This window comes from Streptomyces sp. NBC_00637 (assembly GCF_045161545.1).
Lineage (GTDB): Bacteria > Actinomycetota > Actinomycetes > Streptomycetales > Streptomycetaceae > Streptomyces.
Genome location: NZ_CP109046.1, coordinates 6,770,940 through 6,796,233 on the forward strand (window position 1 = coordinate 6,770,940; position 25,294 = coordinate 6,796,233).

General features: G+C 72.4%; 23 protein-coding genes. 15 read left to right on the forward strand and 8 right to left on the reverse strand.

What is annotated here, in order from left to right; translation table 11 throughout:
- Positions 1 to 55: 55 nt before the first annotated feature.
- The 7 genes from OG440_RS29755 (at position 56) to OG440_RS29785 (ending at position 8,546) form a co-directional block, all read left to right on the forward strand.
- Positions 56 to 1,480, forward strand: a complete 1,425-nt coding sequence (locus tag OG440_RS29755; protein ID WP_406009853.1) for a CitMHS family transporter — start codon at positions 56 to 58, stop codon at positions 1,478 to 1,480.
- Between the two features lie 19 nt (positions 1,481 to 1,499).
- Positions 1,500 to 2,741, forward strand: coding sequence for an MFS transporter (locus OG440_RS29760; protein WP_406011491.1), 1,242 nt, complete (start codon positions 1,500 to 1,502; stop codon positions 2,739 to 2,741).
- A 103-nt stretch (positions 2,742 to 2,844) separates the two neighbouring features.
- Complete coding sequence (locus tag OG440_RS29765) at positions 2,845 to 3,627, forward strand: hypothetical protein (RefSeq protein WP_406009854.1); 783 nt, start codon at positions 2,845 to 2,847, stop codon at positions 3,625 to 3,627.
- A complete protein-coding gene (locus OG440_RS29770) occupies positions 3,614 to 4,333 on the forward strand; it encodes a class F sortase (RefSeq protein WP_406009855.1) in 720 nt (239 codons plus the stop codon). The genes OG440_RS29765 and OG440_RS29770 overlap by 14 nt, the downstream gene beginning before the upstream one ends.
- Positions 4,334 to 4,582: 249 nt before the next feature.
- Positions 4,583 to 5,917 carry an ABC transporter ATP-binding protein gene (locus OG440_RS29775; protein WP_406009856.1) on the forward strand — a complete coding sequence of 445 codons (1,335 nt, stop codon included), beginning with the start codon at positions 4,583 to 4,585 and terminating at the stop codon, positions 5,915 to 5,917.
- Between the two features lie 142 nt (positions 5,918 to 6,059).
- Positions 6,060 to 7,448, forward strand: a complete 1,389-nt coding sequence (locus tag OG440_RS29780; RefSeq protein ID WP_406009857.1) for an aldehyde dehydrogenase family protein — start codon at positions 6,060 to 6,062, stop codon at positions 7,446 to 7,448.
- A gap of 15 nt (positions 7,449 to 7,463) precedes the next feature.
- Positions 7,464 to 8,546 (forward strand): Zn-dependent alcohol dehydrogenase, encoded by a 1,083-nt coding sequence (locus tag OG440_RS29785; protein WP_406009858.1) that lies wholly within the window; start codon positions 7,464 to 7,466, stop codon positions 8,544 to 8,546.
- Between the two features lie 146 nt (positions 8,547 to 8,692).
- Here OG440_RS29785 and OG440_RS29790 read toward each other — a convergent pair whose 3' ends face one another.
- The 3 genes from OG440_RS29790 to OG440_RS29800 form a co-directional block, all read right to left on the reverse strand.
- Positions 8,693 to 9,715 (reverse strand): DMT family transporter, encoded by a 1,023-nt coding sequence (locus OG440_RS29790; protein WP_406009859.1) that lies wholly within the window; start codon positions 9,713 to 9,715, stop codon positions 8,693 to 8,695.
- A 133-nt stretch (positions 9,716 to 9,848) separates the two neighbouring features.
- A complete protein-coding gene (locus OG440_RS29795) occupies positions 9,849 to 10,709 on the reverse strand; it encodes an ArsR/SmtB family transcription factor (protein WP_406009860.1) in 861 nt (286 codons plus the stop codon).
- A 46-nt stretch (positions 10,710 to 10,755) separates the two neighbouring features.
- Entirely contained in the window at positions 10,756 to 11,388 is a 633-nt protein-coding gene (locus OG440_RS29800) for a TetR/AcrR family transcriptional regulator (RefSeq protein ID WP_406009861.1), read from the reverse strand.
- A 112-nt stretch (positions 11,389 to 11,500) separates the two neighbouring features.
- Between OG440_RS29800 and OG440_RS29805 the strand changes: the two genes are divergently transcribed.
- The 3 genes from OG440_RS29805 (at position 11,501) to OG440_RS29815 (ending at position 13,698) form a co-directional block, all read left to right on the forward strand.
- On the forward strand, positions 11,501 to 12,652 hold the full coding sequence (locus OG440_RS29805) for an acyl-CoA dehydrogenase family protein (protein WP_406011492.1): 1,152 nt from the start codon (positions 11,501 to 11,503) through the stop codon (positions 12,650 to 12,652).
- A 59-nt stretch (positions 12,653 to 12,711) separates the two neighbouring features.
- A complete protein-coding gene (locus tag OG440_RS29810; protein ID WP_020128241.1) occupies positions 12,712 to 12,999 on the forward strand; it encodes a YiaA/YiaB family inner membrane protein in 288 nt (95 codons plus the stop codon).
- Between the two features lie 72 nt (positions 13,000 to 13,071).
- Positions 13,072 to 13,698 carry a TetR/AcrR family transcriptional regulator gene (locus OG440_RS29815; protein WP_020128242.1) on the forward strand — a complete coding sequence of 209 codons (627 nt, stop codon included), beginning with the start codon at positions 13,072 to 13,074 and terminating at the stop codon, positions 13,696 to 13,698.
- Between the two features lie 44 nt (positions 13,699 to 13,742).
- Here the strand turns inward: OG440_RS29815 and OG440_RS29820 are convergent, their stop codons facing one another.
- Positions 13,743 to 14,204, reverse strand: coding sequence for a MaoC family dehydratase (locus OG440_RS29820; RefSeq protein WP_267020719.1), 462 nt, complete (start codon positions 14,202 to 14,204; stop codon positions 13,743 to 13,745).
- Between the two features lie 130 nt (positions 14,205 to 14,334).
- Between OG440_RS29820 and soxR the strand changes: the two genes are divergently transcribed.
- Complete coding sequence (gene soxR / locus OG440_RS29825; RefSeq protein WP_406009862.1) at positions 14,335 to 14,892, forward strand: redox-sensitive transcriptional activator SoxR; 558 nt, start codon at positions 14,335 to 14,337, stop codon at positions 14,890 to 14,892.
- 25 nt (positions 14,893 to 14,917) lie between these two features.
- On the opposite strand, the gene OG440_RS29830 is transcribed toward soxR, so the two are convergent.
- The 3 genes from OG440_RS29830 to OG440_RS29840 all read right to left on the reverse strand — a co-directional run bounded on the left by OG440_RS29830 (position 14,918) and on the right by OG440_RS29840 (position 17,618).
- The gene (locus OG440_RS29830) at positions 14,918 to 15,985 is read right to left on the reverse strand and encodes an RNA ligase (ATP) (RefSeq protein WP_406009863.1); all 1,068 of its coding nucleotides are present in this window, start codon (positions 15,983 to 15,985) and stop codon (positions 14,918 to 14,920) included.
- 125 nt (positions 15,986 to 16,110) lie between these two features.
- Positions 16,111 to 16,821, reverse strand: coding sequence for a 3-keto-5-aminohexanoate cleavage protein (locus tag OG440_RS29835; protein ID WP_406009864.1), 711 nt, complete (start codon positions 16,819 to 16,821; stop codon positions 16,111 to 16,113).
- 194 nt (positions 16,822 to 17,015) lie between these two features.
- A complete protein-coding gene (locus tag OG440_RS29840; protein WP_406009865.1) occupies positions 17,016 to 17,618 on the reverse strand; it encodes a hypothetical protein in 603 nt (200 codons plus the stop codon).
- Positions 17,619 to 17,828: 210 nt separating this feature from the next.
- Here OG440_RS29840 and OG440_RS29845 point away from each other — a divergent pair, with 210 nt between their 5' ends.
- Positions 17,829 to 20,615, forward strand: coding sequence for a penicillin acylase family protein (locus OG440_RS29845; RefSeq protein WP_406009866.1), 2,787 nt, complete (start codon positions 17,829 to 17,831; stop codon positions 20,613 to 20,615).
- Between the two features lie 24 nt (positions 20,616 to 20,639).
- Here OG440_RS29845 and OG440_RS29850 read toward each other — a convergent pair whose 3' ends face one another.
- Positions 20,640 to 21,920 (reverse strand): serine-threonine protein kinase, encoded by a 1,281-nt coding sequence (locus OG440_RS29850; protein ID WP_406009867.1) that lies wholly within the window; start codon positions 21,918 to 21,920, stop codon positions 20,640 to 20,642.
- Between the two features lie 221 nt (positions 21,921 to 22,141).
- On the opposite strand from OG440_RS29850, the gene OG440_RS29855 reads away from it, so the two are divergent.
- From OG440_RS29855 to OG440_RS29865, 3 genes are all read left to right on the forward strand, one after another.
- Positions 22,142 to 22,906: an SDR family oxidoreductase gene (locus OG440_RS29855; protein ID WP_406009868.1), complete on the forward strand. Its 765-nt coding sequence runs from the start codon at positions 22,142 to 22,144 to the stop codon at positions 22,904 to 22,906.
- The gene (locus tag OG440_RS29860; RefSeq protein WP_406009869.1) at positions 22,903 to 24,576 is read left to right on the forward strand and encodes a class I adenylate-forming enzyme family protein; all 1,674 of its coding nucleotides are present in this window, start codon (positions 22,903 to 22,905) and stop codon (positions 24,574 to 24,576) included. The genes OG440_RS29855 and OG440_RS29860 overlap by 4 nt, the downstream gene beginning before the upstream one ends.
- Before the next feature lie 86 nt (positions 24,577 to 24,662).
- On the forward strand, positions 24,663 to 25,256 hold the full coding sequence (locus OG440_RS29865; RefSeq protein WP_406009870.1) for a TetR/AcrR family transcriptional regulator: 594 nt from the start codon (positions 24,663 to 24,665) through the stop codon (positions 25,254 to 25,256).
- Positions 25,257 to 25,294: the final 38 nt, after the last annotated feature.

A 25,294-nucleotide genomic window follows, 5' to 3' on the forward strand; every position in this document is an offset into this window, starting at 1 on the left:
ACCCACCGCCGACCCCCAGGTGGGATGTTCAAGGGCGAACGTTAGGTATCCATTCATGTTGACCATCCTCGGCTTCGCCATGATCGCGACCTTCCTGGTCCTGATCATGCTGAAGAAGATGTCGCCGATCGCGGCGCTCGTGCTGATCCCGGCACTGTTCTGCGTCTTCGTCGGGAAGGGCGCCAAGCTCGGTGACTACGTCATCGACGGCGTCACCAGCCTCGCCCCCACGGCGGCGATGCTCATGTTCGCGATCGTCTACTTCGGTGTGATGATCGACGTCGGCCTCTTCGACCCGATCGTGCGGGGCATCCTGAAGTTCTGCAAGGCCGACCCCCTCCGCATCGTCGTCGGTACGGCGCTGCTCGCCGCGATCGTCTCCCTGGACGGCGACGGCTCCACCACCTTCATGATCACCGTCTCGGCGATGTACCCGCTCTACAAGCGCCTGAAGATGAGCCTGGTCGTGATGACGGGTGTCGCGGCGATGGCCAACGGCGTGATGAACACGCTGCCCTGGGGCGGCCCGACCGCCCGTGCCGCCACCGCGCTGAAGCTCGACGCCAGCGACATCTTCGTGCCGATGATCCCGGCCCTGGCCGTGGGCCTGCTCTTCGTCTTCGTCCTCTCCTACGTCCTCGGCCGCCGCGAGCGCGCCCGGCTCGGCGTGCTGACCCTGGACGAGGTGCTGGTCGAGGAGGTCGGGGAGAAGGAGACCGAGACGGTCCTGGTGGGCGCCGGCGGCTCCGGTGACGTCAAGTCCCCCGTGCGCACCGGCGGTTCCGGTTCCGGCACCGACACCGACGCCGCTCTGCGGGACGACGACGAGGACGACGGCTTCCAGGGCCTCGACCCGCACCGGGCCACCCTGCGTCCCCGGCTGTACTGGTTCAACGCGCTGCTCACGGTCACGCTGCTCACCTCCATGATCATGGAGTGGCTGCCGATCCCGGTGCTGTTCCTGCTCGGCGCCGCGCTCGCCCTCACCGTCAACTTCCCGCACATCCCGGACCAGAAGGCCCGGCTGGCCGCCCACGCGGACAACGTGCTGAACGTCTCCGGCATGGTCTTCGCCGCCGCCGTCTTCACCGGCGTCCTCCAGGGCACCGGCATGGTCGACCACATGGCGACGTGGATGGTGGACGTCATCCCCGCGGGCATGGGCCCGCACATGGCCCTCGTCACCGGCGTCCTGAGCCTCCCGCTCACGTACTTCATGTCGAACGACGGCTTCTACTTCGGCGTCCTGCCGGTGCTCGCCGAGGCGGGCGCGGCGCACGGGGTGTCGCCGCTGGAGATGGCCCGCGCCTCGCTCGTCGGCCAGCCCCTGCACATGTCGAGCCCGCTCGTTCCGGCCGTCTACGTCCTCGTAGGCATGGCGAAGGTCGAGTTCGGCGACCACACGAGGTTCGTGGTCAAGTACGCCGCCCTCACCTGCCTGGCCATCCTCGGTGCGGGCATTCTGTTCGGGATCATCTGACCTTCCCATGGAGGAACTTGTGAGGCCCGGCGGGAACCGCGGCTGGCTGCTCCGTCTCGTCATCGCCTTCGGCTTCGCGCAGGCGGCGGTGTCGATGGCGCGGCCCGCCGTCTCCTACCGGGCCCTCGCGCTGGGCGCGGACGAGCGGGCGGTCGGTGTCATCGCGGGCGTGTACGCGCTGTTGCCGCTGTTCGCCGCCGTACCGCTCGGCCGCCGCACCGACCACGGCCGCTGCGCGCCCCTGCTGCCCTTCGGCGTGGTCCTCATATCGGGCGGCTGTGTGCTGAGTGGTGTCGCCGGCTCCCTGTGGACGATGGCGCTGTGGAGCGGGGTGATGGGCCTCGGCCATCTCTGCTTCGTCATCGGCTCCCAGTCGCTCGTCGCCCGCCAGTCCGCGCCGCACGAACAGGACCGCAACTTCGGCCACTTCACCATCGGCGCCTCCCTGGGCCAGCTGATCGGCCCGATCGCGGCCGGAGCCCTGATCGGCGGTGCCGACATGGCGGCCGGCAGCGCCCTCGCCCTGCTGGTCGCGGGCGTCCTCTGCGCGGCGGCGTTCACCTCGCTGTGGCGCGTCGAACACCGCGACGCCACACCCAAGTCCCGTACGGAGCACGGCGAACGCGTCCCCGTCGGCCGCATCCTGCACGCCCGGGGCGTGCCCGCCGGCATCCTCATCAGCCTGTCCGTGCTGTCCGCGACCGACATCCTCACCGCCTATCTGCCGGTGGTCGGCGAACACCGGGGCATCGCGCCGTCCGTCGTCGGCGTCCTGCTGAGCGTCCGCGCGGCGGCCTCCATCGCCTGCCGGCTGGTCCTCAGCCCTCTGCTGCGGCTGCTCGGCCGGAGCCCGCTGCTCACCGTCACCTGTCTGCTGGCGGCTCTGCTGTGCGCCGGGATCGCGCTGCCGGTGCCGGTCTGGGCGCTGGGTGTGATCCTCGCGTTGCTCGGCTTCTGCCTCGGCGTGGGCCAGCCGCTGTCGATGACGACCGTCGTCCGGGCGGCACCCGACGGCGCCCGTTCCACCGCGCTCGCGCTGCGCCTCACCGGCAACCGGCTGGGCCAGGTCGCCGCGCCCGCCGCCGCGGGGCTGGTGGCCGGGGTCGCGGGGGTGGCCGCGCCGTTCGTGATGCTGGGGGTGCTGTTGCTGGTGTCGTCGGGAGTGGCGGTTCGCTCGCGCGGGGACGAGGGGGCGGCGGCCGGAGCGGCCGTTCCCCGGCGCCGGTCCGGACGGGGGTTGCGCCGGTCGAGCGATGTCTGACGGCGCGTCGGGCGGCGCTCCCACAGTCGTGGGCGCCGATGTGAAAGAGAGTCAGGTGCAAGAGCGATTTGTATGAAAATCGTCCTGACTCGGAGGAATGCGCATGTCCAGCTCGACGCTCCCATCCGCCCTCGGCTCCCGCCTCGGCGTCACGGCCCTCACGGTGCTCGCCGCTGCGGGCTTCTCCTGTGCCTCGGCACCGTCCGCCGTGGCCGTGGGGGAGGCCGGCGACATCAGGATCCACCGCGAGCACGTCCCCCCGGGCGTCTCCAAGGACGACCCGGTGGCCTGCCGCTTCTACCTCGACGCCGCCAACTTCGGCGAACTGCCGACGGTCGCCTACACCATCAAGGCGCGGCCCCCGGCCCCCGACACCGCCACGGTCACCGGCACCATCACCCTGACCCAGGGCGCCGGGCACACCGACACCCTGGGGCTGGCCGAGGGGTCGTACACGCTGGAGTGGACCATCGCCGGGGACGTCCCGGTCCCCTCGCCCAAGGTGAAGGTCTTCAAGATCAACTGCCCTGAGGGCCAGCGTGAGGGCAACGGCAGCCCGAACCGGCCGATCACGGACGACGGCCGTGAGGTCGGCGGCCCGAACGGTCAGGCCGGCGGCGGCCAGAACGGCGGGGGCCAGAACGGCACCACGCAGAACGGCACCGCGCAGGGCGCCGACGGGCGGGAAGGCGGCTCCCAGGGCGGCTCCGCCTGGAGCGGCGAGAAGGGCGGCCCGGAGGGCGGCGTGCACGCGGGTGGCGGCGGTCTCGCCGACGCCTCGCCGGCCTTCACCCCGCTGGCGGCGGCAGCGGCCGTCGGTCTGGTGGCCATCGGCGGAGTCGCCTACTTCCGACTGATCCGCCGGCGCACCCATGGTGCCGCGTAGGCGCGTACGCAGGCCCTGGCACCGGACCCGCGCCTACCGCCTCACCAGGACGGCCGTGCTCGCGGTCGTCCTGGTGACGGTCGGAGTCCGGTGCGGAGGGCACGACGGCCCGGCCGTGGCGGCCCGGGCCGGGGAGGCGGCGTCCGGCGGGACGCGGGCGGCCCCGGCCCCCGGGAGCCGGGCCGGCGAGGAGGGCCGCGAGGCGGCGAAGAAGGCGTCCGAGAGCCCCAAGCCCCCTCCCCGCCCGCTGCCCCGGTCCCCGGCGACCACCCTGCGCGTGCCCTCCCTGGGGATCGACGTGCCGATCGTCCCGCTCCGGCTCGGCCCGGACCGCCACCTCGGGACACCGCCGCTCGACCGGCCCAAGCTGGTCGGCTGGTACGCGGGCGGCCCCACACCGGGGGAGCGGGGCACCGCCGTCGCCGTGGGCCACCGCGACACCAGGACCGGCCCGGCGGTCTTCGCCGGCCTCGCGCGCGTGGCCCGGGGCGCCCGGATCGAGGCCCGGCGCGCCGACGGCCGCACGGCCGTCTACACCGTGGACCGGGTGCGCGTCTTCGACAAGGCCACCTTCCCGGACAAGCTGGTGTACGGCCCGACCCGCCGCCCCGAACTGCGTGTCCTCACCTGCGGGGGCCTCTTCCGGCACGCGACCGGATACACCAGCAACGTCGTCGTCTTCGCCCATCTGACGGCGACCCGCTGATCGGCCGCCGCGGCCGCGCCGGCGTCCGTGCCCGCGTCCGCGGCGAAGGGGCCGACGCCCCCTGAACCGGACAGTCCGGTTTCTCACCTGTCGGACGGCGGCGTCCGATCCGGGCCTGTCTCTTCCCCCGGGTGCGCACAGTCCGTTAACTTCCGTGACTCACAAGCCCCGTTCGACCGCACGGGGCAGGTCGGACAGCGGAGCAGCGGCCGGGCCGGCCCGGCACACGAGTCCCCGGGGACACTTCTCATGACACGCGCCATCTCGTTGCACGACGTCAGCAAGGTCCACACCCGAGGCGTCCGGGTCGTGGACCGGCTGTCGCTGGACATCGCGCCCGGCGAGTTCCTGGTCCTGCTGGGCCCCTCCGGCTGCGGCAAGTCCACCGTGCTCCGCATGATCGCGGGTCTGGAGCACATCACCGAGGGCGAGTTACGGCTCGACGGCGAGTACGCCAACGACCTGGCGCCCTCGGGGCGGGACATCGCGATGGTCTTCCAGAACTTCGCGCTCTACCCGAACATGACCGGCCGCGACAACATCGGCTTCCCGCTGCGCATCGAGGCCCCCGGCGCCGACCCGGGCCCCCGCGTGGCCGCCACCGCCCGGATGCTCGGCATCGAGGATCTCCTCGACCGCTTCCCCGGCCAGCTCTCCGGCGGCGAACGCCAGCGCGTGGCCATGGGCCGGGCCATCGCCCGGCACCCGTCCGCCTTCCTGATGGACGAACCGCTGTCCAACCTCGACGCCAAGCTCCGCAACCATCTGCGGGCCGAGATAGCCAAACTGACCCGGCACCTGGGCGTCACCACGGTCTACGTCACGCACGACCAGGCCGAGGCCATGTCGCTCGGCGACCGGGTCGCCGTACTGCGCGGCGGCGTCCTCCAGCAGGTGGGCACCCCGCGCTCGGTCTACGCCCTGCCGCGCAACGTCTTCGTCGCCGCCTTCATCGGCACCCCGCGCATCAACCTCCTGCGCGGGCTGGTCCGCGCCCCGCTCGACGGCGCCATGACGATCAGCCTCGGCAAGCAGGCGCTGCGACTGCCCGAACCGCACTCCCTGGACCACAAACTGCTGCGCGTGCAGCAGGGCCGGGAGGTGATCGTCGGACTGCGCTCGGAGGCCGTCCGGATCGCCACGCCCGCCGACGCCCGGCCCGGCGAGACCCACATCACCGGCCTGGTGGAGCACGTGGAGTTCCAGGGCCACGAGGTGCTGGTGCACTTCAACACCGGTTCCCGGCTCGCGGTCGTGCCGGAGCTGGAGGCGCCCCGCCCCGTCCAGCGGCCGCCGCGGCGCCGCCGCCGCGCGGGCGGGGTCCTGGGCCGGCTGCGCAGGGGCGGCGGTCCGGGGTCCGGTGCGGTCGACGTCCTGGAGCAGCCGGCGGCGCAGGACGGGCCGCCCCCGTCCCCGGAGGCCCGTCCCCTCGGTGATCTCGTCGTGCGCACCACGCCCGACTTCGACCTCCGGCACGGGATGCAGGTCCCGCTCCTGGTCGACATCGCCCACCTCTTCGTCTTCGACCAGCACGGCGAGCGCATCAGTCCGGCTCCGGCCCGGCTGCCCGACCTCGACGAGTGAGGACGAGCGCGCGGGCGTCCCGGGGCGTCCGCGCTCCGGTGTCCGGCGCGTTCCGCGTCCTTCACCCGCCGTCCTCTGGTGCCAGAAAACTATCAACGCTAGTTTAGGTCGCGGACGACGAGGCCCGCCCGAAGGGAACGCGATGAAGGCACATGACGGCATCTACCTCGACGGCGCCTGGCGCCCGGCCGCCGGCCGGGAGGTGATCGAGGTGGTCGACCCGGTGGACGAGCGGGTGATCGCCCGGGTGCCGGCGGGTGACGCCGTCGACGTCGACGCCGCCGTACGGGCGGCCCGCACCGCCCTGCCGGGCTGGGCCGCGACCCCGCCCGCCGAGCGGGCGGCCCGACTGGCCGCGCTGCGGGACGTGCTGGCGGCCCGCAAGGACGAGATCGCCGAGACGGTCACCGCCGAACTCGGCGCGCCTCTCGCCTTCTCCCAGGCCGTCCACGCGGCGGTGCCGATCGCGGTGGCGGGTTCCTACGCCGAGCTGGCCGCGACCCACCCCTTCGAGGAGAAGGTCGGCAACTCGACCGTCTTCCACGAACCGATCGGCGTGGTCGGCGCCATCACCCCCTGGAACTACCCGCTGCACCAGATCGTCGCCAAGGTCGCCCCGGCCCTCGCCGCGGGCTGCACGGTGGTCCTGAAGCCCGCCGAGGACACCCCGCTGACCGCCCAGCTCTTCGCCGAGGCGGTCCACGAGGCGGGCGTCCCGGCCGGCGTCCTCAACCTCGTCACCGGGCTCGGCCCGGTCGCCGGCCAGGCCCTCGTCGAGCACCCCGGGGTCGACCTGGTGTCCTTCACCGGCTCCACGGCGGTGGGCAGGCGGATCGCGGCGACGGCCGGCGCCGCCGTCAAGAAGGTGGCCCTGGAACTCGGCGGAAAGTCCGCCAACGTCATCCTGCCCAGCGCCGACCTGGCCAGGGCGGTCAACGTCGGCGTCGCCAACGTGATGTCCAACTCCGGCCAGACATGCAGCGCGTGGACCCGGATGCTCGTCCACCGCGACCGGTACGACGAGGCGGTGGAGCTCGCCGCGGCGGCCGCCGCCAAGTACGCCGACCGCATCGGCCCCGTCGTCAACGCCGAACAGCGCGCCCGGGTGCTGGGGTACATCGAGAAGGGCGTCGCGGAAGGGGCCCGCCTGGTCGCGGGCGGCGCCCGGTCCCCGCGTGAACGGGGTTACTTCGTCAGCCCCACGGTCTTCGCCGACGTCACCCCCGACATGGCCGTCGCCCAGGAGGAGATCTTCGGCCCCGTCCTGTCCGTCCTGCGCTACGAGGACGAGGAGGACGCCCTGCGGATCGCCAACGGCACGGTCTACGGCCTCGCGGGCGCCGTCTGGGCCGGCGACGAGGCGGAGGCGGTGGCCTTCGCCCGCCGGATGGAGACCGGCCAGGTCGACATCAACGGCGGCCGCTTCAACCCGCTCGCGCCCTTCGGCGGCTACAAGCAGTCGGGGGTCGGCCGCGAGCTCGGCGCCCACGGCCTCGCCGAATACCTCCAGACCAAGTCCCTCCAGTTCTAAGGGAGTCAACCGAACATGGCTGTCCGTGCCGCCGTACTCCCCGCCATCGGCGCTCCGTTGGAGATCAGGGAGATCGACCTTCCGGACCCCGGGCCCGGCCAGGTCCGTGTCCGGCTCGCCGCCGCCGGGGTCTGTCACTCCGACCTGTCCCTGTCCGACGGCACCATGCGGGTGCCGGTCCCCGCCGTCCTGGGGCACGAGGGCGCGGGCACGGTCGTCGCCGTCGGCGAAGGGGTCGCGCACCTGGCGCCCGGCGCCCGCGTCATCCTCAACTGGGCCCCGTCCTGCGGAACCTGCCACCCCTGCACGCTCGGCGAGGTCTGGCTGTGCGTGAACGCCCTCAACGGGGCCGCGGAGGTGTACGCCCGCACGACGGACGGCACCGACCTGCACCCCGGGCTGAACGTCGCCGCCTTCGCCGAGGAGACCGTCGTACCGGCCTCCTGCGTGCTGCCCCTGCCGGACGGCATCCCCCTCACCGACGCGGCCCTGCTCGGCTGCGCGGTCCTCACCGGCTACGGCGCCGTCCACCACTGCGCGCGCCTCCGGGCCGGCGAGACGGTCGCCGTCTTCGGCGTCGGCGGCGTAGGCCTCGCCACCCTCCAGGCGGCCCGGATCGCGGGCGCCTCGACGATCGTCGCCGTCGACGTCTCCCCGGAGAAGGAGGAGCTGGCCCGGGCCGCGGGCGCCACGGAGTACGTGGTCGCCTCCGAGGGGACACCCCGCGAGATCCGCGCCCTCACCGGCAAGCAGGGCGTCGACGTGGCCGTCGAGTGCGTGGGCCGCGCGGTCACCATCCGGACGGCCTGGGAGTCGACCCGGCGCGGGGGCCGCACCGCGGTCGTCGGTATCGGCGGCAAGGACCAGCAGGTCACCTTCAACGCCCTGGAGCTCTTCCACTGGGGCCGCACCCTGGCCGGCTGTGTCTACGGCAACTGCGACCCCGCGCAGGACCTCCCGGTCCTCGCCGACCACGTCCGGGCGGGCCGGCTGGACCTGAGCGCCCTGGTGACGGAACGCATCGCCCTGGAGGACATCCCGGGGGCCTTCGACAACATGCTGGCGGGCAAGGGAGGACGGGCCCTGGTGGTCTTCTGACGCCAGGTCCCACCGGAGGAGGCCTCAGCTCCTTCCGGGCCCTCGGCCTGTCCGGGGAGCCCGTCCGGGGAGCCCGGGGTCCTCCGCTCGTCCGGGAAGCCTGGGGGTCTTGGCGCGTCCCGGGGCCTCGGCCCGTTCCGGGGGTGTCAGCCCGTCCGGGGGCCGACCTCCCGGTCGGGCCCCGGCGCCGGAACATCCGCCTGCCCCGCCTCCGCTCCCTGCCCCGCGTCCGCTCCCGGCGCCGCTTCCGCTCCCTGCGCCGGAGGCGTACGCGGCGTGCGCGGCCTCGACCGCGACACGGCCACACCCGCCAGGCACAGCACTCCACCGGCCAGGGTGAGCGCCCCCGGCACCTCGCCCAGGGCCAGCCACGACATCAGGACGACCAGGGCGGGCACCGCGTACGTGGTCGCGCCCATGCGGCTCGCGGTCGTCCGGGCCAGGGCGTACGCCCACGTGGTGAAGGCGAGCGCGGTGGGGAAGATGCCCAGGTAGACCATGTTCAGCGTCGCGGAGACCGGTGCGTCGGCCGCCTCGTGGACCAGTTGCCCCGCGAACGGCAGACACACCACCGTCCCGACGACACAGCCGAACGTCGTCACCTGGAGCGCGGTCGCCCGGCCCAGGGCGGGCTTCTGCGCGACGACCCCGCCCGCGTAACCGAAAGCGGCGAGCAGGCACAGGACCACGCCGAGCACCGACGATCCGCCCTCGCCCGACATCGACAGCCCCACCGCGACCGCGCCCGCGAACGACACCGCCATCCCCGCCAGCAGGCGCGGCGGCATCACGTCCCCGAGCAGCCGCGCGCCGAGCAGCGCGATCAGGATCGGCCCGATGTTCACCACCAGCGCCGCCGTCCCCGCGTCCACCTGCTGCTCACCCCAGTTGAGGACGACCATGTAGAAGCCGAACCACAGCACGCCCGAGACGGCGATCCCGCGCCAGGCGGCCCTCGGCGGCCACCCCGCGCGCCGTACGGCACAGATGACCCCCAGCACCAGCGTCCCGGAGGCCAGCCGTCCGAGCGCCAGCGCCCCGGGCGAGTACGCGTCCCCCGCGCTGCGGATCGACACGAAGGCCGAGGCCCACAGCACGACGGTCACGGCGGCCGCGCCGGCGGCGAGCAGCTCTGTACGACGTTCGGCACGCCGGGGGGTGTTCATCATGCTCCTCAGGCTAGGAAGAAAGGCGGGTCGAAGCTCGCGGATTTCGGACGGGGTCCGAGCGCCCGGTGTCGGCACCGCGCGGGTCGGCGGGCGGGTCGGCGGGCGGGTCGGCGGACCGGCCGGTGGGCGCGGGTCAGCGCAGCGCCCCCGCCTGGATGCCCAGCAGTTCGGCCAGCGCCCGTTCGCCCGCCGCCGTCACCTTCACGGCCCGCTCGGAGCCGATCCGCACGCACCATCCCGTGTCGAGGGCGTGCCGGCACAGGGCCGCGCCCGCCGCGCCCGCCAGGTGGGGGCGGCGCTCGGTCCAGTCGAGACAGGCGCGGGCGAGCGGCCGGCGGGACGCGCGGTCGAGCGCGATGCCGCTGCTCTCGAACCAGCGCAGCCCGGCCTCGGTCAGCAGGAACCCGGTGGCCCGTTCCCCGGAATCAGGTGCCGTCGGCCGGTCCGGGCTCGGTCGCCTCTCCGTCTCCGCCTTCGTCTCCGTCTCCCTCTGCGGCTCCGCCCCGTCGGACCGCGCCTGCGGCCCGCTCGCCGTGCTCAGCAGTTTGCGGGCGGTGAGCGCGTCGGTGACGGCGATGCCGAGCCGTCCGGCGAGGTGGTCGTAGCAGGTCCGGCCCCGGGCCATCGCCGATCCGGCGCTCGCGGCGCGCAGGGTGCGCGGCCGGCCGGCGGGATGCGGGGCGACCTGGCCGGCCAGGTCCTCCACGAGCTGGGCGACCCGGGTGCCGGCGAGCCGGACGTACCGGTGCCGTCCCTGACGCTCCTCGGCCAGCAGCCCGCCCGCGACCAGCTTGCCCAGGTGCTCGCTCAGCGTCGACGGGGCCACGCCCGCGTGCCGGGCCAGCTCGCCGGCGGTCCACGCCCGCCCGTCGAGCAGCGCCAGCAGACAGACGGCCCGCGTCTCGTCGGCGACGAGCCCGGCGAGGGCGGCCAGCCCCGGCGCCCGTACGTCCCTGTCGTCCCCGGTCTCCGTGATGCTCACGTGTCCCAGCATGCGCGACGGACACTTCGGTGACCGCCGAACCGTGCCAGGTCGTGTCCTAGGGCAGCTGCGCGAACTGCTGGGAGAGCCCGTCCAGCAGGGCCCTGAGCCCGGTCTCGAACGCCCGCTCGTCGATCTTCTCCTGCTGTTCGGCGAGGAGGTGGGCCTGTCCGAGGTGGGGGTAGTCGGCGGGATCGTAGGCGTTCACGTCGTCGACGAAGCCGCCGGCGAACGAGCCCAGGGCGGAGCCCATGACGAAGTAGCGCATCAGCGCGCCGATGGAGGTGGCCTGCGCGGGCGGCCACCCGGCGCGGACCATCGCGCCGTAGGCCGCGTCGGCGACGCGCAGCCCGGCGGGCCGGCGGCCGGGTCCCTGGGCGAGCACCGGGACGATGTTCGGGTGGTCGCGCAGGGCGGCGCGGTAGGAGACGGCCCAGTCGTGCAGCGCGGTCCGCCACTCCCGGCCGTCCTCGAACATCGACAGGTCGACCTGCGCGCTGACCGAGTCGGCGACGGCCTCCAGGATCTCGTCCTTCGTGCGGAAGTGGTTGTACAGCGAGGGCCCGCTCACCCCCAGCTCGGCGGCGAGCCGCCGGGTGGATACGGCCGGCAGGCCCTCCGCGTCCACGAGCGTCCGTGCGGTCTCGACGATCCGGTCGGTGCTGAGGAGGGGCTTGCGCGGTCGGGCCATGGCGCACATAGTAGGGCTGCACAGCGTAAACTAGCGGTGCTAATTTAATGAGCAATCGTGAGCGCGAGGGTGAAGCGGTCTCGAAAACCTTTCCCGGTGAGGTGATCTCGTGGTGAATCTGGCGCTCAGCGAGGAGCAGGAGGCCGTCCGGCGGCTCGCCAAGGACTTCGTGGACCGCGAGGTCGCCCCGCACGCCGTCGCCTGGGACCGGGCCGAGGAGATCGACCGGTCCCTGGTCGACAAGCTGGGCAAGGTCGGCTTCCTCGGCCTGACGATCGACGAGGAGTACGGCGGCTCGGGCGGCGACCACCTCGCGTACTGCCTGGTCACGGAGGAGCTGGGCCGCGGGGACTCCTCCGTGCGCGGGATCGTCTCCGTCTCCCTCGGGCTGGTCGCGAAGAGCGTCGCGGCCTGGGGGAGCGAGGAGCAGAAGCGGCGCTGGCTGCCGGGGCTGACCTCCGGCGCCTACGTCGGCTGCTTCGGCCTGACCGAGCCCGGCACCGGATCGGACGCGGGCAACCTCGGCACCCGCGCGGTCCGTGACGGCGACTCCTACGTCATCAACGGCACCAAGATGTTCATCACGAACGGCACCTGGGCCGACGTCGTCCTGCTCTTCGCCCGCTCGACGAACGCGCCGGGTCACAAGGGCGTCTCCGCGTTCCTCGTCCCCACCGACACCCCGGGTCTGAGCCGCCGCGCGATCCACGGCAAGCTCGGCCTGCGCGGCCAGGCGACCGCCGAGCTGGTCCTCGACGACGTCCGGGTCCCGGCCTCCGCGATGCTGGCGCCCGAGGGCAAGGGCTTCTCCGTCGCGATGTCGGCGCTGGCCAAGGGCCGTATGTCGGTGGCGGCCGGCTGTGTCGGCATAGCGCAGGCCGCCCTGGACGCGGCCGTGCGGTACGCGGGCGAGCGCGAGCAGTTCGGCAAGAGCATCGCCCACCACCAGCTCGTCCAGGAACTGATCAGCGACATCGCGGTCGACGTCGACGCGGCCCGGCTGCTGACCTGGCGGGTCGCGGACCTGATCGACCGGGGGCTGCCCTTCGCCACCGAGTCCTCCCAGGCCAAGCTCTTCGCCTCGGAGGCCGCCGTCCGCGCCGCCAACAACGCCCTCCAGGTCTTCGGCGGCTACGGCTACATCGACGAGTACCCGGCGGGCAAACTCCTGCGCGACGCCCGGGTGATGACCCTCTACGAGGGCACGAGCCAGATCCAGAAACTGCTCATCGGGCGGGCGCTGACGGGGGTTTCGGCGTTCTGAGTACCTTCTGAGTAGGCGGACGGATGTGGCGGCGGCCACCTCCGGCGAAGCTTGTCCCCATAAGTGACACACCGGTCAAGCAGCAGAGCACGGCGGCGTTCTACGGACAGGCCGTCGCCTCCTTCGGCATCGCCATCGCGGCCACCGCCATCGGCATCTACAACCTCCACACCGACGCCTGGGTGCGTGGCTTTCTGGCGATCGCCGTCCTGTACCTGGTGACCTCCGCCTTCACGCTGGCGAAGGTGATCCGCGACCGCCAGGAGGCCGGGCAGATCGTCAGCCGGGTCGACCAGGCCCGCCTGGAGAAGCTTCTCGCCGACCACGACCCCTTCGAGAAGATCTGAGCAGGCACGCTAAGCGGCCGCTCACCTTCGGCGGTATGGTGTAGCTCCTGTACCGAGAGGGGCGAACGAGCGATGAGTACGGCGGAGGAGACGGCCGGCGGCGAGATCGAGCCGTGGGAAGAGGTCACCCCTGACGCGGCGCGGCGACTGCTGGTCGCCGCCGTGGAGGCCTTCGCCGAACGCGGCTACCACGCGACGACGACCCGCGACATCGCGGGCCGCGCGGGGATGAGCCCGGCCGCCCTGTACATCCACTACAAGACCAAGGAAGAGCTGCTGCACCGCATCAGCCGGATCGGCCACGACCGCGCGCTGGGCATCCTGCGCACGGCGGCCGCCGGCGAGGGCGACGCCACCGGACGGCTCGCGGACGCCGTGAGCTCCTTCGTCCGCTGGCATGCCGGGCGGCGCACCACGGCACGGGTCGTCCAGTACGAACTGGACGCGCTCGGCCCCGATGCCCGCGCCGAGATCCTCGACCTGCGCCGGCAGGTCGACGCCGAGGTGCGCGGGATCATCGAGGACGGCGTGGCGAGCGGCGAGTTCGCGGTGCTGGACGTGCACGGCACGACCCTCGCCGTGCTGTCCCTCTGCATCGACGTGGCCCGCTGGTTCAACGTGGACGGCCCGCGCACACCCGACGAGGTCGGCGCGCTGTACGCCGACCTCGTGCTGCGGATGGTGGGCGCGGCGAAGTAGCGCCCGACGGGCGTCATCCGCCCCGGTCGCCCGACGGGCGTCCTCTAGAGGTAGTAGCGGGACACCGACTCCGCCACGCACACGGGCTTGTCCCCGCCCTCGCGCTCCACGGTGAACGCGACGGCCACCTGGACGCCGCCGGTGACGTCCTCGACGCCGGTGATCGTCGCGGTGGCGCGCACCCGCGAGCCGACGGGTACCGGGGCGGGGAAGCGGACCTTGTTCGTCCCGTAGTTGACGCCCATCTTCACGTTCTCGACCCTGATCAGCTGCGGACCGAACAGCGGCAGCAGGGAGAGCGTGAGATAGCCGTGCGCGATGGTGGTGCCGAAGGGGCCCGCGGCGGCCTTCTCGGGGTCGACATGGATCCACTGGTGGTCCCCGGTGGCCTCCGCGAAGAGGTCGATCCGCTTCTGGTCGACCTCCAGCCAGTCGGTGTACCCCAGCTGCTCGCCCACCGCCGCCTTCAGGTCGTCGGCGGACGTGAAGATCTTCGGCTCTGCCATGTCTGCGGCCCTCTCGCGTCACCAGCTGCCCATGTCACCATGCCATGGGTCTAAGCGACTGCTTAGCATGGTCGGGCTCCGGGCCGATGTCAACGCACCCGCGGACAAGGCGATGGGTAGGCTTCCAGGGGTGCCCCAGATTCCCGAGAAGATCCACGAGCTCACGGTCGGCCAGCTCGCCGCGCGCAGCGGTGCCGCCGTCTCCGCCCTGCACTTCTACGAGACGAAGGGGCTGATCAGCAGCCGTCGCACGGCGGGCAACCAGCGCCGCTACCACCGTGACGCGCTGCGTCGCGTCGCCTTCGTCCGCGCGGCGCAGCGCGTCGGCATCCCACTGGCCACGATCCGCGAGGCGCTCGCCGAGCTCCCCGAGGAGCGCACCCCGACCCGTGAGGACTGGGCCCGTCTCTCGGCGGCGTGGCGCGCGGAGCTGGACGAACGCATCAAGCAGCTCAACCGGCTCCGCGACCACCTCACCGACTGCATCGGCTGCGGCTGCCTGTCCCTCGCCACCTGCGTCCTGTCCAACCCCGACGACGCCTTCGGTGAACGCGGTTCGGGCTCCCGACTCCTCGTGGAGAAGGCGGAGGACAGGCCTGCGGGGGAGAAGCGCGCGGAGGGGGCACGGGCGGAGGAGGAGCGCTCGGGCGGGCGGCGGGCGGAGGTGAAGGCGGCCGGCTGCTGCTGAGCCGGCCGCGGGCCGGTTCCGCCCCTCACTCGTACTCGGTTCCGCCCTTACGGGTCAGGTACGCGCCGCTCACCGCCTTGGCGATCGCGCGTCCCCCCGTCACCGGGCTGTAGCGCTCGACGGCCGGCCGGATCACCACACCCTCGCGCAGGTGCAGCCCCCGTCCGGACACCGTCTCGCGGCCGGTCGCGCACTCCAGGACCCGCTCGCTGTCGTACGGGCCCTCGAACAGGCGTGGCACAAGGGGCAGTTCGCCGTCGAGCAGGTCCGCCGTGTCCAGCCAGCGCACCACCCCGTCGATCTCCGCGGACACGTCGAACACCGCGTAGCCGAGGGTGTCGCGCCGGCCGTCGGCGCCGTACGTCAGGTCCTGCACGCCCGCTCCGTACACCTCCCCGAAGATCCCGATCCGGCGCGCGCCCAGCCGCTCGGCGAGACGGGCCGCCGCCTGCGGGACGCCATGCCCGCGTACGGCCCGCCAGTACAGGTTCCCCGGATCCTCCGTCAGGGCGAGGGACTTCGCGCCGAAGCCCTTCGAGGAGACGTAGACCCGCTCCTCGTCCGCGACATACGTCAGCAGGCAGGCCGAGCCGTGCAGTTTCTCGGTCAGGACCACCGGCTCGCCGGCCTCGAAGATGCCGGGGTAGCGCTGGATGTTCTCGATGTCGACCCAGGGCAGCAGATCCGGCGCCGCTTCGACGTCTCCGTCCATGGTCGGCGGGATCGGCGGCACCCATTTGACGATGCCCAGCCGCTCGGCGAAGTCGGTGCCCTGCGCGGCGGCCAGCGCCAGGTCGACGTCCGCCAGCGCCTGGGGCCGGCACACGATCCCCTGCGACAGCTCGCCCCGCAGCCGCACCGCCTTCACCCGGTCCGACCCGGAGCCCGCCAGCCGTCCGGTCAGCCCCAGCTCCTCGACGAGCGCGGTGGGGAGCACCGACTGCTCGGGGATGTACAGGGCGGCGTCGCCGGTACGGTACGCGCCCTTGGCGACGACGGCCCGGTACAGGCCGACCTGGGCCAGTTCGAGGGCGTCGGCGTTGGGGTGTTCGAGGACGGTCAGCACTTCGGCGGTGACGCGCAGCGTCGACATGAGGGCTCCTTCAAGGCCGGTGAGGCGTCGTCCGGTCGGGTTTCGTCGCCTGCACTGTCCCCGCCCGGAAACGGATGGAGCGACCCGATTAGGGGCTGGTAACCTCGCTGCCCCGCGCGGTGGCATCACCTGTGCCGGGTCAGCGCCTCGGTCACCAACTGGGCGTTGGACAGGGCCCGTTCACCGTTCGACAGGGTCAGTGTGTCCTCCAGGCCCGCCCGGGTCGGCAGGCCCAGCCGCGCCGCCAGCCGCAGCACGGGCCACGCGCCGCCGTCCTCCCCGTGCAGCAGGACCGGACGGCCGAACGCGGTACCGAGCTCGGCCAGGAGAGCGTGCGCCGTGGACTCGGCGGTGTCCGGGGCGGTGTCCGTCACCTCCGCGAGCACACGCAGCACCTGCGGGCCGAGAGGCGAGCGGGTGAACCGCGTCGCCCCGTCCGTACCGGACCAGATGCCGGCCTCCACGCCGACGCCTCTTCGCAGGAGGGCGGCGGCCAGCTCCTCCGCGCCCGGCTCGTGCCAGTTGACGGAGGCGTGGTCGGGCAGCACCGTCCAGTCGCGCACCCGGGCGAGCCGGTCCACCGGGTCCGGATGGGCCCAGGCGCCCGTGGTCACGCCGACCGGCACCGACACCCGGGCCCGTATCGCCTCGAGGGTCGCGGCGACCACCCGCGGCGACAACGTGTCCCGGCCGCACGGCGTCTTGGGATGGACGTGGACATCCGTGGCGCCCGCCGCGACGGCCTCGGCCGCGGCGTCCGCCAGCGCCTCGGGCGTCAGCGGCACGATCGCACCGTCCGCGGCGCCGCGCGTTCCGTTGAGACAGACCTGCACCATGCCCCGATGGTGACACCCGCCACCGACAACGCCACCGACAACGCCCGCGGTCGACGACAGCGGTCGGCGGCCCGGTGCCCCGGTCGTCGTCCTGGTCGGGCGCCGGCATATCGGGGGGTGCGGCATCCCCGGCGCACCCCCGCCGTGCTCTCAGGCCGGCCGAGGGCCGACCTTGGGCAGAGCTCGGGCCGGTGTCAGGCCGACACCAGCAGTCGTCCGCTCCTGGCGTACGCCAGGGCCTCGGGCGTGAGCACCGGGCGCGGTACGAGAATTCCGCAGTCCGCGCAGACCGGGCCGGCCGACGGTTCGTGATCCAGGTCGTACTTCCACGGCAGCCGCTCGCCGCCGCACACCGGGCATCCGGAACCCGGTGCGCGCTCCAGCGCGGCGATCAGCTTGCGCAGGACGCCGGCCATCGACTCCCGGGGGTGCCGTCGCGGGTCGTCGCACCAGGCGACGCCGAAACCGCCCCAGGTCAGCCGGTGCCAGTCGTCCACACTGCCGGGCCTGCGCAGTCCGTCGTGCTTCTCCTTCTTGCGGCGCTCGGCGAACTCGGCCTCGTAGGCCAGCCATACCGCCCGCGCCTCCTCCAGTTCGTCCAACGCGGCCACGAGCCGCGCCGGATCGGGGGAGCGGTCCTCGGGACCGAACCCGGCCCGGGAGCACAGGTGGTCCCAGGTCGCGCGGTGTCCGTAGGGGGCGAACCGTTCAAGGCACTTGCGCAGTGAGTACCGCCGCAGTGCCAGATCGCACCGGGGGTCTCGCACCTGTCTCGCCAGACTCCGGAAACCGGCCATCGCCTTGCACCTCCGTCACATCTGCATCTGCACTTCGGTCACTTCGGCGTCGTCGTACGGACGTCGTCGAATAGACGTATCGACATGCGATTCGGCTCCATCCGATTTCCGAGGACCTCCACCTGCCGAAAACTTGACGCATGTTCATCTTCAATCCCCGGGATACCGGCGGTAACCTTCCGCCGACCCCCCCGTCGCTAGGAGCAGCCGATGCCACGGCGAACCCCCCGCTTCACTCTCGACAAACTGAGAACTCCCGGCAGATTCCCCGGGTTCCTGAAGACAGCCTCCGTATGCGCTTTGATTGCCGGTCTTTTGTCGCCGATTACCCAAGTGGCGGCAGCGGCCGAGGTCACGGCGGCGAACGACTACTGCGGCGGACAGTGTTCCGACATCCTGCCGCCCGGCGAGAACGGCAACGCCACCCTCGCGCAGGTCCTCCTCAACCAGGCTTTCGGCACCCAGCCCGAGCACGCCGAGGACCAGCTCGGCCCCTACGCCAACCTGGCCAAGGGCTACTCCACCCTCACCAACGCCACGATCAACACCTTCTTCAACGACGCGTCGTTCGGTGTCGCCTCCGGTCAAGTCGCCTCCACCCTGAACCCCGCGGGCCGCACCGACGTCACGATCGTCCGCGACAAGAAGACGGGCGTACCGCACATCACCGGTACCACCAGATACGGCACCGAGTTCGGCGCCGGGTATGCGGCGGCCCAGGACCGGCTGTGGCTCATGGACGTCTTCCGGCACGTCGGCCGTGGCCAGCTCACCGCCTTCGCCGGCGGCGACCCCTCCAACCAGGGGCTTGAACAGCAGTTCTGGCGCAACGCTCCGTACACCGAGGCAGACCTCCAGGCCCAGATCGACAATGCCGTGGCCGGCAACGGCACCCGGGGCCAGCAGGCCCTCGCCGACGCGAACGCCTACCTGGCCGGCATCAACTCCTACATCGACGCCTCCGACAGCGGCCGCTACTTCCCCGGTGAGTACGTACTGACCGGGCACAAGGACTCAGTCACCAACGCGGGCACCATCGACCACTTCAAGATCACCGACCTGGTGGCACTGGCCTCGGTCATCGGCGCGCTCTTCGGTTCGGGCGGCGGCGGCGAGGTCAACAACGCCGTGTCGCTGCTCGCCGCGCAGGAGAAGTACGGCGTGGAGCAGGGCACCCAGGTCTGGGAGGCGTTCCGCGAGCGCAACGACCCCGAGGCCGTCCTCACCGTCCACGACGGCCAGAGTTTCCCGTACGCCACCAAGCCCGCGAGCCCGCAGGGCGAGGCGCTGCCCGACACCGGCTCGGTGACCTCGGAACCGCTGGTCCACGACGCTACGGGCACCGGGGGCGACGCCTCGGCCACCGCCACCTCCGCCACGGCGACCGCGACCGCCCTCAGCTCGGCCCGGCGTGGCATGTCCAACGCCCTCGTCGTCAGCGGCCAGGCCACCGCGAGCGGTCACCCGATCGCCGTCTTCGGCCCGCAGACCGGCTACTTCGCCCCGCAGCTGCTCATGCTCCAGGAGATCCAGGGTCCGGGCATCAGCGCCCGCGGCGCCTCCTTCGCGGGCCTGAGCATGTACGTCGAACTCGGCCGCGGCCAGGACTACGCGTGGAGCGCCACGACCTCCGGCCAGGACATCATCGACACCTACGCGGTCGAACTCTGCCAGGACGACTACCACTACCTGTTCCACGGCGTCTGCACGGCCATGGACGTGGTGGAGCAGAAGAACGCCTGGAAGCCCACCACCGCCGACGGGACGGCCGCCGGTTCGTACACGATGCGCGTGTACCGCACCAAGTACGGTCCCGTGGAGTACCGGGCGACCGTGGGCGGCAAGAAGGTCGCCTACACGACCCTGCGCTCCTCCTTCATGCACGAGGCCGACTCGATCATCGGCTTCCAGATGCTGAACGACCCGGACTACGTCAAGAGCCCCCAGACCTTCCAGAGCGCGGTGCAGCACATCAACTACACCTTCAACTGGTTCTACGCCGACTCCACGCACACCGCGTACTACAACAGCGGCGACAACCCGGTGCGGGCGAGCGGCGTCGACGCCGAGTTCCCGGTGTGGGCCCAGTCGGCGTACGACTGGAAGAGCTGGGTGCCGGCCACCAACACGGCCGCGTACACGCCGGCCTCGGCCCACCCCAACTCCATCGACCAGGACTACTACATCTCCTGGAACAACAAGCAGGCCAAGGACTACGCGACGGCCTCCTGGGGCGACGGGTCCGTGCACCGCGGCAACCTGCTGGAGGACCGGGTGAAGAAGCTGGTCGCGGCCGGCGGTGTCACCCGTGCCTCGCTGACGAAGGCGATGGCGGACGCGGCGCTCGCCGACCTGCGCGCCGAGGACGTCCTGCCCGACCTGCTGAAGGTGATCAACAGCTCCACGGTCACCGACACCGCGGCCGCCGCCGCGGTGACCAAGCTCCAGGCCTGGCTGACGGCCGGGGGCAAACGGACGGAGACGACGGCCGGTTCCAAGACGTACGCCGACGCCGACGCGATCCGCATCCTGGACGCCTGGTGGCCCCTGCTGGTGAAGGCCGAGTTCGAACCCGGCCTCGGCACCGGCCTGTACACGGCGTTCACCGCCAACCTGCCGATCGACGAGACCCCTTCGGCCGCCCACGGCCCGACCGGGGCGCACGCCGGAAGCTCCTTCCAGTACGGCTGGTGGAGCTATGTCGACAAGGACATCCGGGCCGTGCTCGGCGAATCGGTGCAGGGCGCGCTGCCCCAGAAGTACTGCGGCAGCGGCACCGTCGGCAGCTGCCGGGACATCCTCATCAGCACCCTGAAGACGGCGGCCGGCAAGACCGCGGCCCAGGTCTACCCCGGCGACACCCTGTGCGCGGCGGGCAACCAGTGGTGCGCCGACTCGATCGTCCAGCGCACTCTGGGCGGCATCAAGCACGGCAACATCAGCTGGCAGAACCGGCCCACCTTCCAGCAGGTGGTGGAGTTCACGTCCCACCGGTAGTCCCCACGGCGGCGGGTCGCGTCCCTAGCGGATCCGGCCCGCCGCCAGCACCAGCCGCGCCAGCTCGGGGTGCACGATGTCACTGTGCGCCCCGGCCGGCGCCCCGCCGCGCCGGACCACCGACGCGGCGTCGACGTTCACGCACCCCGACGTCGGCAGCGGCCCGGCCAGCGCGTCGGCGAGCATGCACGCGTGCGTGCCCGGCACGGCTTGCACCCCGTCGTGTCCCAGCGCGCCCCACTGGACGCCCAGCGCCTCCCCGACGAGCCCGCGCGCGTCGCCCGCCATCCGCGAGGCCAGCGGGTACATCGTGCTCAGGGCCTGGTCGAACCGCGAGTAACAGCACACCAGGGGGCCGTCGATCCGGTTCTGCTGTCCCTGGAGCACCCCGCGCGAAGCGAACGCGTAGTGCGAGAAGGCCCCTTGGAGCAGCGTCACCGACTTCACCGTGCGCACCCCGTCCGGCAGCCCCCGCAGCGCGAACGACACCAGTCGCCCGCCGAAGCTGTGTCCCACCAGATGCACCCGCACGGCCGGCGCCACCGCCGCCAACCGTCCGACGAACGGCCCGAGTCCACGCTCGCCGACCGTCCCGGCGCGCCGCTTCATCGTGTAGTACGTCGCCTGCCGCAGCAGCTCGTGCGCCCCGTCCCAGGGGTTGGGCAGCGCGAACTCCCCGTCCCCCGGTGCGGAATCGAGGCCGGACAGGGCCCGCGCGAACTCCTCGCAGGCCACCGCCGTCGGGCAGGCGAACATCTCCGGCTCGTCCTGCGGCACACCCTCCGCCAGCGTGTCCGCCCCGAACAGAGCCTGTGGTCCCGGCGGCACCACGTCCACCAGCAGCCGCACCAGCCGGCCGAACTCCTCCAGTTCGGCCTCCTCGGGCGGTCGCTGTTCCAGCAGCCGTGCGATCCGGTCGACCACCGTCGCCCGGCCGGGGAACGTCTCCAGGAGCGCGTGCCGGGTCTCCCCGTCGAGGGTCGGGGGCCGGGTCCGAGCGGCGGCCGTGGAGCGCGGGAGGTCGGGGATCGGCTCGTCCGAGAACCGCATCGACGGCCACACCACGCCGACGTATCCGATGCGGGCGGCCGGGGCGAGGGCGGGGATCGGGGCGAGGAAGCGGCTGTAGAGCCGGGTCGCGCCGGAGCGGTCGCTGTTCCAGCCGTGCGAGAAGACGACCAGGTCACGGACACCGCCGCGCTTCACGCCGGTCAGCAGCCGGTCCCGCTGTCCGCCGTCGACGTCCCCGTCGGCGTCGAAGGTCAGTTCCCAGTAGGGAGTCACGCTCATCGCCGGATCGGCCATGACAGCCCCCTCGTCTTTCGAAGCGGTGCGCCGGGTGCGCGCATCGTCCTGCGAACAGGGGCAATTGGCCATACGTCACGGCTCATCCGTACAAGAGGCAATCCCGTCCCACCGGCGGAACGGGTCCGAGCCGATCGGGGGAGCCCCTTCCGCCGCAACATACCGACTGGTTAGTCTGACGGTAGAGCCGATTCGTGCCGCAGTCGCGTCGAAGGAGACCGATGGTGGAAGCCGTGCAGGATGCCGGAGTGGTCGTGACCGGAGCGGGAGGCGGTATCGGGGCCGCGCTGGCCCGCCGCTTCGCCGCCGAGGGGGCCCGCGTCGTCGTCAACGACCTGGACGCGGACCGGGCGCACGCCGTCGCCGACGAGATCGGCGGGATCGCGGTCCCCGGCGACGCTTCCGAGATCGTCGACCGAGCCCGGGAGGCGCTCGGCGGCACCGTCGACGTGTACTGCGCCAACGCCGGGGTCGCCTCGGGCGGCTCGGAGTCGGCCGAGGAGGCCGTCTGGGCGCTCGCCTGGGACGTCAACGTCATGGCGCATGTCCGGGCGGCCCACGCCCTGCTCCCGGACTGGCTGGAGCGCGGCCGGGGCCGGTTCGTCTCGACCGTGTCCGCCGCCGGGCTGCTCACGATGATCGGCGCCGCCCCCTACAGCGTGACCAAGCACGGCGCGTACGCCTTCGCCGAGTGGCTGTCGCTGACCTACCGCCACCGCGGGATCAAGGTCCACGCGATCTGTCCCCAGGGCGTCCGCACCGACATGCTGGACGCCACCGGCAGCGCGGGCGACCTGGTGCTCAAGCCGACCGCGATCGAGCCGCAGGACGTGGCGGACGCCCTGTTCAAGGGCATCGCGGAGGACCGTTTCCTGATCCTGCCGCACCCCGAGGTCGCCGGGTACTACCAGGTGCGGGCCGGGGATCCCGACCGCTGGCTGACCAACATGAACCACCTCCAGCAGAAGTGGGAGACCGCCGAATGACCGCGCCCGCCTCCCGCTACGCGGCCAAGCCCTGGGTGGCCCTCCTCGACGAGGCCCAGCGCGCCCCGATCGACCCCGCCGACTCCCTCGTGCACGCCTTCCGCAGGTCCGTCGCCGAGGCCCCCGAACGCACCTGCCTCGCCTACTTCGACGGGCGGCTCAGCTACCGCGAGGTGGACGAGCTCAGCGACTCCGTGGCCGGCCACCTCGCCGCCCGCGGCCTGGAGCCCGGCGACCGGGTCGCCGTCCTGCTGCAGAACTCCCCCTCCTTCGTCCTCGCCCTGCTCGGCGCCTGGAAGGCGGGCGCGACGCTCGTACCCGTCAACCCGATGTACAAGTCGGGGGAGGTCGCCCACGTCCTTCGGGACGGCGAGGTGGCCGCGCTGATCTGCTCCGACCGGGCCTGGGAGACGTATCTGCGGGAGACGGCCGCCGACTCGCCGGTGCGGATCGTGCTCACCGGGTGCGAGCTGGACTTCCAGACCCGCGGCGACGCGCGCGTGCTGGCCTTCGAACGGCTCCCGCGGGCGTCGGACGCCGACGACCTCACCGCCGTCGCGCGCGCCGGCCACAAGGCCCCCGAGGGCCGCGAGGCCGCGCCCGCCGACATCGCCCTGATCAGCTACACCTCGGGGACGAGCGGCGCACCCAAGGGCGCCACCAACACCCACCGCAACATCATGGTCAACGCCGAGCGGCAACGCACCGGACTGCGCCTGCCCGAGGCGCCCGTCTACTACGCGCTCGCGCCGCTGTTCCACATCACCGGCATGGTCTGCCAGCTCGGCGCCTGCCTGAACAGCGCGGGGACGCTTGTCCTGACCTACCGCTTCGAGGCGGGCGTGGTGCTGGAGGCGTTCGCCGAGCACAAGCCGCACTACACGGTGGGCCCGTCCACCGCCTTCATGGCGCTGGCCGCGCATCCCGGCGTCACCCGCGACCACTTCGCGTCCTTCGTGAACATCTCGTCCGGCGGCGCGCCGGTGCCACCGGCCCTGGTGGAGAAGTTCCGGGCGGGCTTCGGGCCGTACATCCGCAACGGCTACGGGCTCACCGAGTGCACCGCGCCCTGCGCCTCCGTGCCGCCCCAGCTCGAGGCGCCGGTCGACCCGGCCTCCGGGACCCTCGCGGTCGGCGTGCCCGGGCCCGACACGGTCGTCCGGATCGTCGACGACCAGGGCGTGGAGGTGCCTTTCGGCGAACAGGGCGAGATCGTCGTACGGGGCCCGCAGGTGGTCCCCGGGTACTGGCGGCGGCCCGAGGCCACCGCCGAGACCTTCCCCGGCGGCGAGCTGCGCACCGGCGACATCGGCTTCATGGACGAACAGGGCTGGCTCTACGTCGTCGACCGCAAGAAGGACATGATCAACGCGTCCGGCTTCAAGGTGTGGCCGCGCGAGGTCGAGGACGTGCTGTACACGCACCCGGCGGTGCGCGAGGCGGCCGTCGTCGGGGTGCCGGACGGCTACCGGGGGGAGACCGTCAAGGCCTACATCAGCCTGCGTCCCGGCGCCGACGCGGATGCCGATACGCTCGCGGCCTACTGCAAGGACAGGCTGGCGGCGTACAAGTATCCGCGCCAGGTGGAGATCCTGCCCGACCTGCCCAAGACGGCGAGTGGCAAGATCCTCCGTAGGGAGCTTCGTTCCCGTCCACAGGGCAGTCGGTGACAATCAGCAGCAGGTCGGCGGGTACACAGCGGTGCGACAGCCGTCGGGGCTCGCCGATACCGGATCGAGGAAGGCAGGTGGCGGCAGTGCCCAGAACGACGGACGGTGCGGAGGCTCCTGTTCCGCAGCGGCTCCTCGCCGCCGCCACCCGGCTCTTCGCCGAGCAGGGCTACGACCGCACCTCGGTGCAGGAGATCGTCGAGGCGGCAGGCGTCACCAAAGGCGCGCTGTACCACTACTTCGGCTCCAAGGACGACCTTCTGCACGAGGTGTACGCGCGCGTGCTGCGCGTGCAGCAGGAGCGTCTGGACACCTTCGCGAACGCGGACGAGCCGATCGAGAAGCGGCTGCGCGGCGCGGCGGCGGACGTCGTCGTCACGACGATCGAGAACCTCGACGACGCGTCGATCTTCTTCCGTTCGATGCACCATCTGAGCCCCGAGAAGAACAAGCAGGTGCGGGCCGAGCGCCGGCGCTACCACGAGCGCTTCCGCGCCCTGGTGGAGGAGGGCCAGCAGGCCGGTGTCTTCTCCAGGGCGACCCCGGCCGACCTGGTCGTGGACTACCACTTCGGCTCCGTCCACCACCTGTCGACCTGGTACCGCCCGGACGGTTCGATGGGGCCGCAGGAGGTCGCCGATCATCTCGCGGACCTGCTGCTGAGGGCCCTGCGGCCCTGAACGTGCGGCCCTGAGCGTGTGGGCCGGTGAGCGTGCGG

Coding starts and splice junctions, on each gene's coding strand:
- OG440_RS29780 (WP_406009857.1), top strand. CDS start 6,060: ATGAAGGCACATGACGGCATCTACCTCGACGGCGCCTGGCGCCCGGCC.
- OG440_RS29835 (WP_406009864.1), bottom strand. CDS start 16,821: ATGGTGCAGGTCTGTCTCAACGGAACGCGCGGCGCCGCGGACGGTGCG.
- OG440_RS29820 (WP_267020719.1), bottom strand. CDS start 14,204: ATGGCAGAGCCGAAGATCTTCACGTCCGCCGACGACCTGAAGGCGGCG.
- OG440_RS29850 (WP_406009867.1), bottom strand. CDS start 21,920: ATGGCCGATCCGGCGATGAGCGTGACTCCCTACTGGGAACTGACCTTC.
- OG440_RS29815 (WP_020128242.1), top strand. CDS start 13,072: ATGAGTACGGCGGAGGAGACGGCCGGCGGCGAGATCGAGCCGTGGGAA.
- OG440_RS29845 (WP_406009866.1), top strand. CDS start 17,829: ATGCCACGGCGAACCCCCCGCTTCACTCTCGACAAACTGAGAACTCCC.
- OG440_RS29765 (WP_406009854.1), top strand. CDS start 2,845: ATGTCCAGCTCGACGCTCCCATCCGCCCTCGGCTCCCGCCTCGGCGTC.
- OG440_RS29790 (WP_406009859.1), bottom strand. CDS start 9,715: ATGATGAACACCCCCCGGCGTGCCGAACGTCGTACAGAGCTGCTCGCC.
- OG440_RS29860 (WP_406009869.1), top strand. CDS start 22,903: ATGACCGCGCCCGCCTCCCGCTACGCGGCCAAGCCCTGGGTGGCCCTC.
- OG440_RS29840 (WP_406009865.1), bottom strand. CDS start 17,618: ATGGCCGGTTTCCGGAGTCTGGCGAGACAGGTGCGAGACCCCCGGTGC.
- OG440_RS29800 (WP_406009861.1), bottom strand. CDS start 11,388: ATGGCCCGACCGCGCAAGCCCCTCCTCAGCACCGACCGGATCGTCGAG.
- OG440_RS29795 (WP_406009860.1), bottom strand. CDS start 10,709: ATGCTGGGACACGTGAGCATCACGGAGACCGGGGACGACAGGGACGTA.
- OG440_RS29855 (WP_406009868.1), top strand. CDS start 22,142: ATGGTGGAAGCCGTGCAGGATGCCGGAGTGGTCGTGACCGGAGCGGGA.
- OG440_RS29770 (WP_406009855.1), top strand. CDS start 3,614: ATGGTGCCGCGTAGGCGCGTACGCAGGCCCTGGCACCGGACCCGCGCC.
- OG440_RS29785 (WP_406009858.1), top strand. CDS start 7,464: ATGGCTGTCCGTGCCGCCGTACTCCCCGCCATCGGCGCTCCGTTGGAG.
- OG440_RS29830 (WP_406009863.1), bottom strand. CDS start 15,985: ATGTCGACGCTGCGCGTCACCGCCGAAGTGCTGACCGTCCTCGAACAC.
- OG440_RS29755 (WP_406009853.1), top strand. CDS start 56: ATGTTGACCATCCTCGGCTTCGCCATGATCGCGACCTTCCTGGTCCTG.
- OG440_RS29775 (WP_406009856.1), top strand. CDS start 4,583: ATGACACGCGCCATCTCGTTGCACGACGTCAGCAAGGTCCACACCCGA.